The sequence below is a fragment of the Streptomyces sp. NBC_01390 genome (assembly GCF_045040105.1).
Taxonomy (GTDB): domain Bacteria; phylum Actinomycetota; class Actinomycetes; order Streptomycetales; family Streptomycetaceae; genus Streptomyces.
Map to the genome: position 1 here is coordinate 8,784,797 of NZ_CP109551.1, position 13,681 is coordinate 8,798,477.

Consider the following 13,681-nt stretch of genomic DNA (forward strand, 5'->3'; position numbering starts at 1 on the left):
CTCGCCATGCGACAGAACGCTGGAACAGAAAACGAAACAAAAGAAGAAACGTCACAGCAGACAGCGGCACGCACCGTCATTCTCGGGGTCGCGGCCAGCGACAGCCATGTCGTGGCCAATCACCTCATCGCCCACGCACTGCGCGCCGAAGGATTCCAGGTCGTCAATCTCGGCGCCTGTACCTCGGTCGCCGAATTCGCCGAAGCGCACGCCGACCACCCCGAGGCCGAGGCGGTGATCATCGGCAGCCTCAACGGTCACGCCCACGCCGACCTCCAGGACCTGCCCGCCGCCCGCGCCGCCGGCCGCCTGGGCTGCCCGGTCATCCTCGGCGGCAACCTCTCCGTCGGCAGCTACAAGGGCGCCGCCGACCACGAGCGGCTGTACGGACTCGGCGTCGACGTCGTCCTGTCCGACCTGGACGAACTGCCCACCGCCCTGGCCGAGTTGCGGCCGCGCGCCACCACGGCCGCCCCGGTCGCCGCCTCATGAGCGACACCGCCCCGCCGCTCCCCGAACTCGCCGAGTCCGTTGCCTACGTACAACAGCTGGGGAAACCCACCGTCGCCGAGGTGCTGCGGGACGCACGGGCGGCGGGGCGGCTCGCACTGCAACCCCGTTGCGGGGTCGGCAGCCACGTCCAGATGACGACGCTGCTCCAGGACCTGGAACGGCACGCCCGGCCCGACATCCTCACGCTCACCATCGACTCGTACACCCGGCTGAAGCAGTTCGACCGAGCCCGCGACGTCCTGGAGCGCAACCCCGCCGACCTGAACGGGTATCCGCTGGTCGCCCACGGCTGGGTGAAGGGGCGCGAGCTCAACGAGGCGGTGGCCGCGCCGCTGGAGATCCGGCACGGGACGCCCGACGCGCGGCTGCTGTTCGAGGTGACGGTGGCGTCCGGCATCACCTCGTTCGAGGGCGGCGGCATCTCGTACAACCTGCCGTACTGCAAGGACGTCCCGCTCGCAGAGTCCCTCGCGGCCTGGCGGGACGTCGACGCCCGGTGCGGCGAACTGGCCCGGCACGGACTGGTGGTGGACCGCGAGACGTTCGGCACCCTGACCGCCGTACTCGTGCCGCCGTCCATCTCGCTCGCGATCAGCGTCCTGGAGGCGGTGGCGGCGGCGCGCGAAGGGGTGCGGTGCATCTCGGTGGCGTATCCGCAGGGCGGCCACTTCGAGCAGGACGTGGCCGCACTTCGGGCCATCCCCGAACTCGCGGCCCGCTATCTGCCCGACGGCCTCGAAGTCCACGCCGTGCTCCACGAGTTCATGGGCGTCTTCCCCAAGCAGCGGCCCCACGCCGAGGACCTCATTCTCTACGGCGCCCTCGTCGCCCGGCTCGGTGGCGCGAGCAAGCTGATCAGCAAGACGTACCAGGAGGCCCACGGCATCCCCGACACCCGCGCCAACATCGACGGACTGCTGCTCGCCTCGCGCGCCAACTCCCCGCTCCTGGACTTCATCACGCTCGACGAGGACCGCATCGGCACCGAACTGGAGTGGATCCTGCGGGAGGTGGCCGAGATCGTCGAACCGATCCTCTCGACGTCCGATCTCCACAAGGAGATTCCGGCGGCGTTCGCGGAGGGACGGCTCGACATCCCGTTCAGCGCGAGCCGCTCGGCGCGCTCGGAGATCATTCCGCGCCGCGCGTCCGACGGTGCCATACGCTACTTCGCCACGGGATCACTGCCGTTCTCCGCCCGCACCCGCGAGCACCACGAGCGGAGCCTCGCCGTCGGTGGGGAGTCCCGGCTCGGCGACATGGTGAAGGGGCTGACGGCGGACATCAACTATTTCCTCGGCATCTTCGGCGAGAGCACGAGCGGCGGCGCGGCGGGGCGACACCTGGAGGAGAACTCCGTCACGGAGACCCCCGTAGCCCCGAAATGACCTGACCCGACCGGATCCCACCTCACCCGATCCGTCCACATCGAACCGCACGGCACGACCCAGGAGTGGAAAGAGAACCATGCAGTCCATCCGCGTCACCCGGCCCGGCGACCCGTCCGAACTCCGTCTGGAGCAGACCGAGTTGCCGGTCGCCGGCCCCGGTCAGGCACTGGTCCGCAACACCGCGGTCGGCGTCAACTACATCGACGTCTACTACCGCGACGGCACCTATCCCGCCGAGCCCCCCTTCACCCCGGGCCAGGAGGCCGCCGGTGTCGTGGAGGCCGTCGGTGCGGGCGTGAGCGGATTCGCGCCGGGCGCGAGGGTCGCGTACGCCGCTCAACTGGGCGCCTATGCCGAGTACACAGTGGTCCCCGAGGACAAGCTGATCCCCGTACCCGACGGCGTGGAACTGGCCGAGGCAGCCGCCGTGACCCTCCAGGGCCTCGCCGCGTACTACCTCACCCATGAGACGCACCCCGTCGCCAAGGGCGAGACGGTCGTCGTCCTGGCGGCGGCGGGCGGCCTCGGCCGGCTCCTGGTCCAACTGGCCGCCGCCCGCGGGGCCACCGTCGTCGCGGTCGCCTCCACCCCCGAGAAGGAGGAGGTCGCCCGCCGGGCAGGCGCCCACCACACCTTCGGCTACGAGCAGTTCGACGCAAGGGTACGGGAAGTGACGGACGGTCAGGGCGCGCAGGTCGTCTACGACTCGGTCGGCGCCACGACCCACCTCACCAGTCTGCGCAGCCTCGGCCGCCGGGGCACGCTCGCCCTCTGCGGTCTGTCCAGCGGTCCCGTGCCGCCCCTGGACATCGAACTCCTGCGTGGCGGGGGCTCGTTGTTCCTCACCCGCCCCACGATGAAGGACTACGTGTACGACGCCCGGACGCTGCGCACGGCCGGCGGCGCCGTCTTCGAACACCTGGCGTCCGGAGTGCTCAAGCCGCTGCTCCATGCGACTCTTCCGCTCGCGGACGCGGCCGAGGCGCACCGACTGCTGGAAGGCCGCGCCACGACGGGCAAGCTCCTGCTGACGCCCTGACCTACCCGTACGCCCGAACACCCCACCACCGCACGCAACTTCACCACTCCGGGAGCACACATGGCCGAGGCGAGCAGCCCTCACCTCCTCTTCGTCGGTGGCGCGGGAGACGCCACGCTCGCCGTGGACGTCGTCGAGACGGCACTGCGGCAGGCCCGCGCGCGCGGCCTGAACATCCATCTCACCAACAAGGAAGCCACCCTGGCCGCCACCCCGACCGTCAACGCCCTCGCCGACACGGTCTCGGCGGTCGACTTCTCGGTACGCGGCGCGAGCGCCGAGTGGGTACGCGAGCGCACCTCGTCCGGGGAGCGCTACGACGTCGTCTTCGGCGTACGGGAGATGGCGCAGGAGGCGGTGGCCGAGGTCGCCGACGCGCTCCGCCTGCCGGGCAACGTGCCGGACGCCGTCCACCGGGTCCGTACGAAGGACGAGGCGCGCGCCCACCTCACCGCCGCCGGATTCCGCCAGCCCCGCTTCCGGGTCTGCGCCACGGAGCCGGAGGCGCGCGAGTTCCTGGCCGGCTCCACGGGCCCCTGGGTGGTAAAGCCGCGCGACGCCATGGGCAGCGAGGGCGTGACCCGGATCGACACCGCCGAGAAACTGCCGGCGGCCCTGGACTTCCTGCCGGGCGGCCACGACGGGCATAGCGAGCCGGGCGAAGTGTCCTTCATCGTCGAGGAGTTCGTGGAAGGGCCCGAGTACAGCGCGGAGGGCGTGTTCCTCGGCGGCGCCCCCCACATCCTCGCGCTGACCTCGAAGGAGCTGCTGCCACCGCCCAACTTCTTCGAGATCGAGTACGTCATCCCGGCGATCCTGCCCGCCCCGACCGCCGCCGAGATCGAACGGCAGGTCGTCGCCGCTCTCACGGCTCTCGGCCTGAGCTTCGGCCAGTTCCATGTCGAGCTGTGGTGGACCGAGCACGGCGTGGTCCTGGGGGAGGTCCATGTCCGCAACGCCGGCGGCTGGATCCACCGCATGCTTCCCCATGTCATCCCGGGCCTGGAGTGGTTCGGCCTGGTCTACGACGACGTCCTGGGCAACCCGGTCGACAAGGCCGCGCTGAAGCCCGTACGAGGGTCGGCGATCCGCTTCCTGACGCCGCCGCCGGGCCGTCTGCTGGCGATCGAGGGCTGGGACGAGGTGCTGGCCCACCCCGCCGTCCTCCACGCGGAATTGGCCATCGCCCCCGGAACCGTCGTCGAGGCGCACCGGTCGGTCGAGAACCGCGTCGGCCACATCGCGGTCGGCGCCGACACCCCCGAGGAGGCGCAGGCGCTGGCCAGGAAGCTGGAGCAGCGGGTGCGGTTCGTGACGGAACCGGTGGAGGCGGAGGTGGGGTAGGCCCCGGGGAGTCCTACAGGGTCTCCACCTCGTAGAAGCAGAGGTGGTCCTTTATCCGGGCCACCTCGTCCTTCGGCTCGGGGTACCCCCAGACCAGGTCGGCGGCGTCCGGGAGGGACCAGTAGGACGCCGTGCCCTTGAAGGGGCAGTACGTGTGGGTGTCGGAGGGCGTCAGCAGATCGAGGCGGACGTCCTCGGCGGGGAAGTAGTAGCGCGGGGGACAGCCGGTCTCGCGCAGCACGAGGGCCCGTCCGCTCTCGGCGAGCACCTGGTCGCCGTGGACGACCCGTACGCGGTCGTCGGTCTGCTCGATCGTGATCGTGTGTCCTTCAGCCATACCTGGACAGCGTTCGGGCGGCCGGGGTTGTTCCCGCCCGGGAGAGTGGAGATCGGAGAGTGGGGACCGGCGCGGGCTCGGGTTCGGGTGATGCGAGCATGGCGGGTATGGCTACTCATGTGATCACCGGGGCGGGTTCGGGTATCGGTGCGGCGGTCGCGCGGCGGCTGCACGCGCGCGGGGACGACCTCGTGCTGCACGCGCGTGACGCGGGGCGGGCGAAGGAACTGGCGGCGGAGTTTCCGGGCGCGAGGACGCTGGTGGGCGACCTGGCCGACCCGGATCGCCTCTCCTGGGCGTTCTCCCACCAGTCGCTGCCGGACCGGGTGGACTCCCTGTTGCACATCGCGGGCGTGGTCGACCTCGGCCCGGTCGGCGACCTGACCCCCAAGGCCTGGCGCCACCAGCTCAACGTCAACCTGCTCGCCCCGGCCGAACTGACCCGTCACCTGCTGCCCCAACTCCGTGTCTCCCAGGGCCAGGTGATCTTCGTCAACTCCGGCGCGGGCCTGAGCGCGGGTGCCAACTGGTCGGCGTACGCGGCGTCCAAGCACGGCCTCAAGGCCCTCGCGGACTCGTTGCGCCAGGAGGAACACGGGGCCGGGGTGCGGGTGACGACGGTGTATCCGGGGCGTACGGCGAGCCCGATGCAGGCGAAGGTGCACCAGCAGGAGGGCAAGGAGTACGACCCGTCGAAGTGGATCGACCCCGAGTCGGTGGCGACGACGATCCTGCTGGCCCTGGACCTGCCCCGGGACGCGGAGATCAACGATCTGACGGTACGCCCTGGATTGATTTAGCCCGTCCGGCGTTTGAGGACAAGGCCCGTTCAGGGCCGACTTCTTTCCCACCCACCCGCCCCCACCGCGTCTACAGCCCAGGCCGCATTTCCAGCCCGTCCGGCGCTTGAGGACAAGGCCCCTTCAGGGCCGATGGGGGGTCTGGGGGCGCAGCCCCCAGGTACGGGATGGGATGGGTAGGGGCGGCGGGGGCGAGGAACCATAGGCTTCGCCCCGTGAACGCGAACCCCATCTTCGGCCCAGCCACCGGCATCGGCTCCCTCCCCGGCGGCGACGCCCGGGAAGCCGTCAAGGCGGCCACCGGATCCTTCGAGGACTTCCCCTTCCTGCCTGAACTGCCCGCCCGCGGCCCCGGCGCCGACATGATCGGCCGCACCGCGGGACTGCTCGTCGAGCTGTACGCGCGCGTGGAGCCCAGCGGCTGGCGCCTCGGTGACCACCCGGGCCGGGACACCAAGCGGGCCCGCTCCTGGCTCGGCGAGGACCTCGACGCGCTGGAGGAGTTCACACAGGGGTACGAGGGACAGCTGAAGGTGCAGGTCGTGGGCCCCTGGACGCTGGCCGCCGCCATCGAACTCAGGAACGGCGAGCTGGCCCTCTCCGACCCCGGCGCCCGCCGCGACCTCGCCGGTTCCCTCGCCGAGGGCGTCCGCCTCCACCTCGACGAACTGCGCCGCCGTATCCCCGGCGCCCAACTCGTCCTGCAGCTCGACGAACCGTCCCTCGTCCCCGTACTGCGCGGCCAGGTGCGGACGGCCAGCGGCTACCGCACCCACCGCGCCGTCGACCGCCAGCTCGCCGAGGCGACCCTCCGGGAGGTCATCGGCGTGCACGGTGACGGGCCTGTCGTCGTCCACTCCTGCGCGCCGGACGTCCCGTTCGCTCTGCTCCGCCGGGCCGGCGCCGCCGCCGTCTCCTTCGACTTCTCGCTCCTCACCGAGCGTGATGACGACGCCATCGGCGAGGCGGTGGAGGGCGGCCTGCGGCTGTTCGCCGGTGTCGTGCCGGGCACGGACGGCCCATTGTCAGACCCTGCCGGTAGCGTCAGTGGTGTCAGAACGCTGTGGCGCAGGTTGGGGCTGCATCCGGGACTTCTCGCGGAGGCGGTCACGGTCACTCCGTCATGCGGACTCGCGGGCGCTTCCCCGCGGTACGCATGGGCGGCGCTCGCCCACTGCGTCGAGGCGGCGAGATCACTCGCGGACAACCCAGAGTAACGGGAGGACAATACGGTGGCCGGCGAACAGCACGCACAGACCACATCGGTGCCCACCGAGGCGCGCGAGCGGCACGCCCAGCTCGCCGAGCGCGTCGAGGAGCACCGCTTCCGGTACTACGTGAACGACGCTCCCGTCGTCAGCGACGCGGAGTTCGACAAGCTGCTGCGCTCCCTGGAGGCGCTGGAGGAGGAGTATCCGGAGCTGCGCACGCCGGACTCCCCGACCCAGAAGGTCTCGGGGGCGTACGAGACGGAGTTCACCTCCGTGCAGCACCGCTCCCGCATGCTCTCCCTCGACAACGCCTTCGACGACCTGGAGTTGGCGGCGTGGGCGGAGCGCGTCCACAGGGACGTCGGCTCCTCCGAGTACCACTTCCTGTGCGAGCTGAAGGTCGACGGTCTCGCCGTCAACCTGACGTACGAGCACGGGCGGCTCACCCGCGCGGCGACCCGCGGCGACGGCCGCACCGGCGAGGACATCACACCGAACGTACGGACGATCGCCGAGATCCCGGACCGGCTGACGGGCGAGCGCGTCCCGGACCTGGTGGAGATCCGCGGCGAGGTCTACTTCCCGATGGAGAAGTTCGAGGAGCTGAACGCCCGTCTGGTGGAGGGCGGCGACAAGCCGTTCGCCAACCCGCGCAACGCGGCGGCCGGTTCGCTCCGCCAGAAGGACCCGCGGGTCACCGCGACCCGCCCGCTGCACATGGTGGTCCACGGCATCGGCGCCCTGGAGGGGTACGACCCGCTCACCCGCCTCTCCGAGGCGTACACCCTCCTGCACGGATGGGGCCTGCCGACCACGCGGTACGCGAAGGAGGTCGACGACCTCGACGGCGTACGGGAGTTCATCGCGTACTACGGCGAGAACCGGCACTCCGTCGAGCACGAGATCGACGGGGTCGTCGTCAAGCTCGACGAGATCCCGCTGCAGGGCCGCCTCGGCTCGACCTCCCGCGCCCCGCGCTGGGCGATCGCGTGGAAGTACGCGCCCGAGGAGGTCAACACCAAGCTCATCAACATCCGCGTGGGCGTGGGGCGTACGGGCAGGGTCACCCCGTACGCGCAGGTCGAGCCGGTGACGGTGGCCGGCTCGGAGGTCGAGTTCGCCACCCTGCACAACCAGGACGTCGTCAAGGCCAAGGGCGTGCTCATCGGCGATACCGTGGTGCTGCGCAAGGCCGGTGACGTCATTCCGGAGATCCTCGGCCCGGTCGCCGATCTGCGCGACGGCACGGAGAAGCCCTTCGAGATGCCGGCCGAGTGCCCCGAGTGCGGTACGCCACTGCGGCCCATGAAGGAGGCCGACGTCGACCTCCGCTGCCCCAACGGGCAGAGCTGCCCGGCCCAGTTGAGGGAGCGGCTGTTCTATCTCGGCGGGCGCAAGTGCCTGGACATCGAGAACTTCGGCTATGTGGCCGCCGCCGCGCTCACCAAGCCGCTGGAGCCCTCGGACCCGCCGCTCGTCGACGAGGGAGACCTCTTCGACCTCACCATCGAGCGACTGCTGCCCATCAAGGCGTACGTCCTGGACCAGGACAGCGGGCTGCCCAAGCGGGACCCGAAGACCGGCGAGGAGAAGATCGTCACGGTCTTCGCCAACCAGGAGGGCGAGCCCCGGAAGAACGCGGTGTCGATGCTCGCCAACATCGCCGCCGCCAAGGACCGTCCGCTGGCCAGGATCATCACCGGTCTGTCGATCCGGCATGTGGGCCCGGTCGCCGCCGAGGCGCTGGCCCGCGAATTCCGCTCGATCGAGCGGATCGAGCAGGCCTCCGAGGAGGAGCTGGCCACCACGGACGGGGTGGGCCCGATCATCGCGGCCTCGCTCAAGGAGTGGTTCGCGGTCGACTGGCACCAGGAGATCCTGCGCAAGTGGCGGGCCGCCGGGGTCCGTATGGAGGAGGAGGGCTCCGGTGAGGACGAGGGGCCGCGCCCGCTCGAAGGGCTCACCGTCGTCGTGACCGGAACCCTTGAACACCACACCCGGGACGGCGCGAAGGAGGCGCTGCAGAGCCGTGGAGCAAAGGTGACCGGTTCTGTTTCGAAGAAGACGTCATTCGTGGTTGTGGGTGACAATCCTGGTTCGAAGTTCGACAAGGCGATGCAGTTGAAGGTGCCCGTTCTGAATGAGGACGGCTTTGCCGTACTGCTCGAACAGGGGCCCGAAGCAGCGGCCGAAGCGGCGCTCCCGAACGAGGAGTAGGGGAGGAACAGGGGTTGAAGACCACCCGATCGGCGCATACCAGATGCATACGGGTGCCCGTGTCGCATTCGGGCAACCGTCGACGACCGCTGCCCGTGGAGGCCTTCAGCGGCCTACTGTTGACGTATGCGCCTGCCGTGCCCGGATGCGGTTTCGGACGCGGTGTCGTTGACGGTTGACGGACATCGGACCGCGTGGCGCGGGCACCGCCGGCTGTGAGAGGGACGGGAATGGAACCGACCGATAGCGCCGCCCCTCCCTCAAGGCTGCGCGGAGGCCGGATATCCGGCGCCTGGCGCCGAGCCTCCGCCCTCCTCACCGGCCGCACCGAGACGGGCCTGGAACCACGCCGGGCCCGCCGGACGGCACGCTTCCTGGAACGGGCGGGCGTCGGCGTACGGACGGGCGGACCGGCGAACAGGACCGACGGCCCAGGCAGTACCGGCATGGGCACCGGCATCGGCACCCGACAGCGCATCGTCGCCGACAGCAGGGTGTCGACCCCGCTGACGGCCCATCTCACCGCCGAGGAACGCGTCGCCCACCTGCACGCCCACGACCCCGCACGCCAGCTGTCCTGGCCCGCGCTGCCCGCGGCGGTCGTCGCGGCGGCCGGGTTCGTCCTCGGCGCCGGCTTCTACCGCGGCTTCACCGGCCACAGCGCGCTCTTCCCCTCCGGCACCGCCGGCTGGGCCCTCGCCGTCCTCACCGGGGTCATCGTCGGCCACCTCGTCGCCCTCGGCCGCGCCCGCTGGTGGGGCGGCACCGGCTCCGGCGCCGCCCTCACCCTCGCCGTACTCCTGCTGTACGGCTGGGTCCCGGCCGGCATGGTCAGCCTCACCGTCGTCGTCCTGGTCGGCGCGGCCCGGCGCCACCGCTGGCGGCAGGGCCTCCTGCACGGCGCGGTGGACATCCTCGGCATCGGCGCCGGCGCGCTGGTGCTCGCGGCGTTCGGCCGGGTCCCGTCCGTCGAGACACCGTGGGACCCGCAGACCTGGAGCGTCTACACGGCGCCCGAGGTGATGCTGGTCGCGGTCACCTACCTCGCGGTCACCCGCACCCTGCTCTGGTATCTGCACACCCCGCGCGGCGGACTGCCCACCGCCGCCCGCTCCGCCCTGGTCAGACAGGGTCTGGTCGCGATCGCGCTGCTCGCCATCGCGCCGCTGATCTGCGTCATCGCCGTCGCCCTGCCGATCCTGCTGCCGCTGTTCGCCATCCCCCTCATCGCCCTCGACTCCACCCTGTGGATAGCCCGGGCGCGGGCCGAGGAACAGCTGCGCGACCCGCTGACCGGACTGCCCAACAGACAGTGGCTCCTGGAACGGACCTGGACGGCCCTCGACGATGCCGAACGCATCGACGCACGGGCCGCGTTGATGCTCATAGACCTCGACCGCTTCCGGTCCGTCAACGACACGCTGGGACACCTCGCCGGTGACCGCCTCCTCCTCCAGATAGCCGACCGGCTGCGCCTCGCACTGCCGCGAGGAGCGGAGGCCGCGCGGCTCGGCGGCGACGAGTTCGCCGTGTTACTGCCGGTCGTCGACTCCACGACGTCCGCCACCCGCGTCGCCCGCAACCTGGTCACCGTGCTGGGTTCCCCGCTCGACCTCGACGGACTCACCCTCGTCCTGGAGGCCAGCGCGGGCCTCGCCGTCTTCCCCGACCACGCCCTCGACGCCGAGGGGCTGCTGCGGCGCGCCGACGTCGCGATGTACCAGGCGAAGCGGGACCGCACGGGCGTCGAGGTCTACGAGATCAAGCGGGACTCGAACACCCCGGACCGGCTCGGCCTGCTCGGCGACCTGCGGCGCGCGCTCGACGCGCACGAGGTCGAACTGCACTACCAGCCCAAGGTGCGTTTCGACGGCCAGGTAGCCGGCCTGGAGGCGCTGGTGCGGTGGGTGCACCCGGAGCGCGGGAAGGTACCGCCGGACGAGTTCATAGCCATCGCCGAGTCGTCCGGGCTGATGCCCCATCTCACGGAGTACGTGCTGGAGACAGCGCTCGAACAGGTCGCCAAGTGGCGCTCCCAGGGGCTGTTCGTCCCGGTCGCCGTCAACGTGTCCCCGCGAGACGTCCACACTCCCGGCTTCGCCGGTTCCGTCGCCGCGCGGCTGGCCCGGCACGGGGTCCCGCCGGGGGCGCTCCAGCTGGAGATCACGGAACACGTGCTCCTGGAGGACCCGCAGAAGGCCGCGGACACGCTGGCCGCGCTGACCGCGCACGGCGTGAAGATGTCGCTGGACGACTTCGGGACGGGGTACTCGTCGCTGGTGCATCTGCGGCGGCTGCCGGTGAGCGAGCTGAAGATCGACCGGTCGTTCGTGGCACGGCTGGCGGTGGACACGGAGGACTCGGAGATCGTGCGGTGCACGGTGGATCTCGCGCACTCGCTGGGGTTGCTCGTCGTCGCCGAGGGTGTGGAGGACGACGAGACGTGGGAGCGGCTGCGGGACATGGGGTGTGACGCGGTGCAGGGGTGGCTTGTCGCCGCCGCGATGCCTCCTGAGGAGGCCACGGCGTGGTTGCTGGCGCGGGGGACTCGTGGGTGGCAGCGTCCTCGGGCGGCCTTGCCCGCGGCGGAGTCCTAGAGGAGATCTCCCACCCGCGCACCGCCCGTTCACCGCCCGTTTCAAGGGTGAGCTCTGCCGTCGGGGCTCGGCGCCGTCGGCGGCTGAGGGTCCGTGGAGGCAAACCCGGGCGCGGGGTGTCTCCCCTGCCCCCTAGGATTGGGGCCAAAACCCACACCGCACTCACCCAGAGGATCGCTGCATGCCTGGCATCACGCGCGAGGAGGTCGCCCACCTCGCACGGCTGGCGCGTCTGGAGCTGAAGGGCGAAGAGCTCGACCACTTCGCAGGCCAGCTCGACGACATCATCGGCGCGGTCGCCCGCGTCAGCGAGGTCGCCGACCAAGACGTACCGCCGACCTCGCACCCGCTGCCGCTGACGAACGTCATGCGCGCGGACGAGGTCCGTCCGTCGCTCACCCCCGCGCAGGCGCTCTCCGGCGCCCCCGCCCAGGAGCAGCAGCGTTTCAAGGTGCCGCAGATCCTGGGGGAGGACTAATCACCATGACGGACATCAACGTCAACATCATCCGGCTCACCGCCGCCGAGACCGCCGCGAAGATCGCTTCCGGCGAGCTCACCGCCGTCCAGGTCACCGAGGCCCACCTGGCCCGGATCGAGGCCGTCGACGAGAAGGTGCACGCCTTCCTGCACGTCGACCGGGAGGGCGCCCTCGCCCAGGCCCGTGCGGTCGACGCCAAGCGCGAGCGCGGGGAGACGCTGGGCCCGCTGGCCGGCGTACCCCTCGCGCTCAAGGACATCTTCACCACCGAGGGGATTCCGACCACCGTCGGGTCCAAGATGCTCGAAGGGTGGATCCCGCCCTACGACGCGACCGTCACCAAGCGGCTGAAGGCCGCCGACGTCGTCATCCTCGGCAAGACCAACATGGACGAGTTCGCCATGGGGTCCAGCACCGAGAACAGCGCGTACGGTCCGACCGGCAACCCCTGGGACCTCTCCCGCATCCCCGGTGGCTCGGGTGGCGGTTCCTCCGCCGCGCTCGCCTCCTTCCAGGCGCCGCTGGCCATCGGTACGGACACCGGCGGCTCCATCCGCCAGCCCGCCGCCGTCACCGGCACGGTCGGCGTCAAGCCGACGTACGGGGCCGTCTCGCGGTACGGCATGGTCGCCTTCTCGTCCTCCCTCGACCAGGGCGGACCCTGCGCCCGTACGGTCCTGGACGCGGCCCTCCTCCACGAGGCCATCGCCGGGCACGACCCGCTCGACTCCACCTCGATCGACGCGCCGGTCCCGCCGGTCGTCGAGGCCGCCCGCAACGGCAGCGTCGAGGGCATGCGCGTCGGCGTCGTCAAGCAGTTCCGAGGCGAGGGCTACCAGGCCGGCGTCATCCAGCGCTTCGACGAGTCCGTGGCGCTGCTGAAGGAACTGGGCGCCGAGATCGTCGAGCTGGACTGTCCGTCCTTCGACCTGGCGCTGTCCGCGTACTACCTGATCGCGCCGAGCGAGTGTTCGAGCAACCTGGCCCGCTTCGACGGCCTGCGCTACGGCCTCCGTACGGGCGACGACGGCACCCACTCCGCCGAGGAGGTCACCTCGCTGACCCGCGCGGAGGGCTTCGGACCCGAGGTCAAGCGCCGCATCATCCTCGGCACGTACGCGCTCAGCTCCGGCTACTACGACGCGTACTACGGCAGCGCCCAGAAGGTCCGTACGCTCATCACCCGCGACTTCGAGAAGGCGTTCGAGTCGGTGGACGTGATCGTCTCCCCGACGACGCCCACCACCGCCTTCCCGATCGGCGAGCGCGCCGACGACCCGATGGCGATGTACCTCGCGGACCTCTGCACCATCCCGACCAACCTGGCCGGCAACTCGGCCATGTCCCTGCCCTGCGGTCTCGCACCGGAGGACGGACTGCCCGTCGGGCTCCAGATCATCGCCCCGGCGCTCCAGGACGACCGGCTTTACAAGGTCGGAGCCGCCGTCGAGGCCGCCTTCGTGGAAAAGTGGGGGCACCCGCTGCTCGAGGAGGCACCGTCGCTGTGAGCAAAGCTCTTTCGAAGGCCAAGGGCTTCAAGAAGTCCAAGTCCGGCACGTACCTGTCCATCGCGACCACCGCGTTCGGTGCCGTCACCGTCGCCAAGCAGGCCAAGAAGGCCCGCTCGGAGAGCGACACGCTGCGCCTCATCGACGCGGCCGTGTCCGCCGCCGCCATCGTCACCGGCCTCGCCATCCTCTTCCGCGAGCTGAAGCGGCTGGGCGACGACGACGTCCTGCTGGGCTGAGAGG

General features: G+C 70.8%; 12 protein-coding genes. 11 read left to right on the forward strand and 1 reads right to left on the reverse strand.

Translation table 11 applies throughout. From position 1 onward, the window contains the following. Positions 1-6 precede the first annotated feature (6 nt). The 4 genes from OG241_RS39505 to OG241_RS39520 all read left to right on the forward strand — a co-directional run bounded on the left by OG241_RS39505 (position 7) and on the right by OG241_RS39520 (position 4,287). Entirely contained in the window at positions 7-492 is a 486-nt protein-coding gene (locus OG241_RS39505) for a cobalamin-dependent protein (RefSeq protein ID WP_405822491.1), read from the forward strand. Then, positions 489-1,901, forward strand: coding sequence for a methylaspartate mutase (locus tag OG241_RS39510; protein WP_405822493.1), 1,413 nt, complete (start codon positions 489-491; stop codon positions 1,899-1,901). Before OG241_RS39505 ends, OG241_RS39510 begins: the two co-directional genes overlap by 4 nt. Before the next feature lie 79 nt (positions 1,902-1,980). Beyond that, a complete protein-coding gene (locus OG241_RS39515) occupies positions 1,981-2,943 on the forward strand; it encodes a quinone oxidoreductase family protein (RefSeq protein WP_405822495.1) in 963 nt (320 codons plus the stop codon). Positions 2,944-3,003: 60 nt separating this feature from the next. Further along, entirely contained in the window at positions 3,004-4,287 is a 1,284-nt protein-coding gene (locus OG241_RS39520) for an ATP-grasp domain-containing protein (RefSeq protein WP_405822496.1), read from the forward strand. A gap of 13 nt (positions 4,288-4,300) precedes the next feature. Here OG241_RS39520 and OG241_RS39525 read toward each other — a convergent pair whose 3' ends face one another. Beyond that, a complete protein-coding gene (locus OG241_RS39525; protein WP_405822498.1) occupies positions 4,301-4,624 on the reverse strand; it encodes a DUF427 domain-containing protein in 324 nt (107 codons plus the stop codon). 98 nt (positions 4,625-4,722) lie between these two features. Between OG241_RS39525 and OG241_RS39530 the strand changes: the two genes are divergently transcribed. The 7 genes from OG241_RS39530 (at position 4,723) to OG241_RS39560 (ending at position 13,677) form a co-directional block, all read left to right on the forward strand. Continuing rightward, complete coding sequence (locus OG241_RS39530) at positions 4,723-5,424, forward strand: SDR family oxidoreductase (protein ID WP_405822500.1); 702 nt, start codon at positions 4,723-4,725, stop codon at positions 5,422-5,424. 215 nt (positions 5,425-5,639) lie between these two features. Then, positions 5,640-6,641: a methionine synthase gene (locus OG241_RS39535; RefSeq protein WP_405822502.1), complete on the forward strand. Its 1,002-nt coding sequence runs from the start codon at positions 5,640-5,642 to the stop codon at positions 6,639-6,641. A 15-nt stretch (positions 6,642-6,656) separates the two neighbouring features. Beyond that, positions 6,657-8,852, forward strand: a complete 2,196-nt coding sequence (gene ligA, locus OG241_RS39540; protein WP_405822504.1) for an NAD-dependent DNA ligase LigA — start codon at positions 6,657-6,659, stop codon at positions 8,850-8,852. Positions 8,853-9,082: 230 nt separating this feature from the next. Then, positions 9,083-11,449: a putative bifunctional diguanylate cyclase/phosphodiesterase gene (locus OG241_RS39545; protein ID WP_405822506.1), complete on the forward strand. Its 2,367-nt coding sequence runs from the start codon at positions 9,083-9,085 to the stop codon at positions 11,447-11,449. 181 nt (positions 11,450-11,630) lie between these two features. Further along, positions 11,631-11,927, forward strand: a complete 297-nt coding sequence (gene gatC / locus OG241_RS39550) for an Asp-tRNA(Asn)/Glu-tRNA(Gln) amidotransferase subunit GatC (RefSeq protein ID WP_003966094.1) — start codon at positions 11,631-11,633, stop codon at positions 11,925-11,927. Between the two features lie 5 nt (positions 11,928-11,932). Beyond that, complete coding sequence (gene gatA, locus OG241_RS39555; protein WP_405822508.1) at positions 11,933-13,438, forward strand: Asp-tRNA(Asn)/Glu-tRNA(Gln) amidotransferase subunit GatA; 1,506 nt, start codon at positions 11,933-11,935, stop codon at positions 13,436-13,438. Next, on the forward strand, positions 13,435-13,677 hold the full coding sequence (locus tag OG241_RS39560) for a hypothetical protein (RefSeq protein ID WP_405822509.1): 243 nt from the start codon (positions 13,435-13,437) through the stop codon (positions 13,675-13,677). Before gatA ends, OG241_RS39560 begins: the two co-directional genes overlap by 4 nt. Positions 13,678-13,681 lie beyond the last annotated feature (4 nt).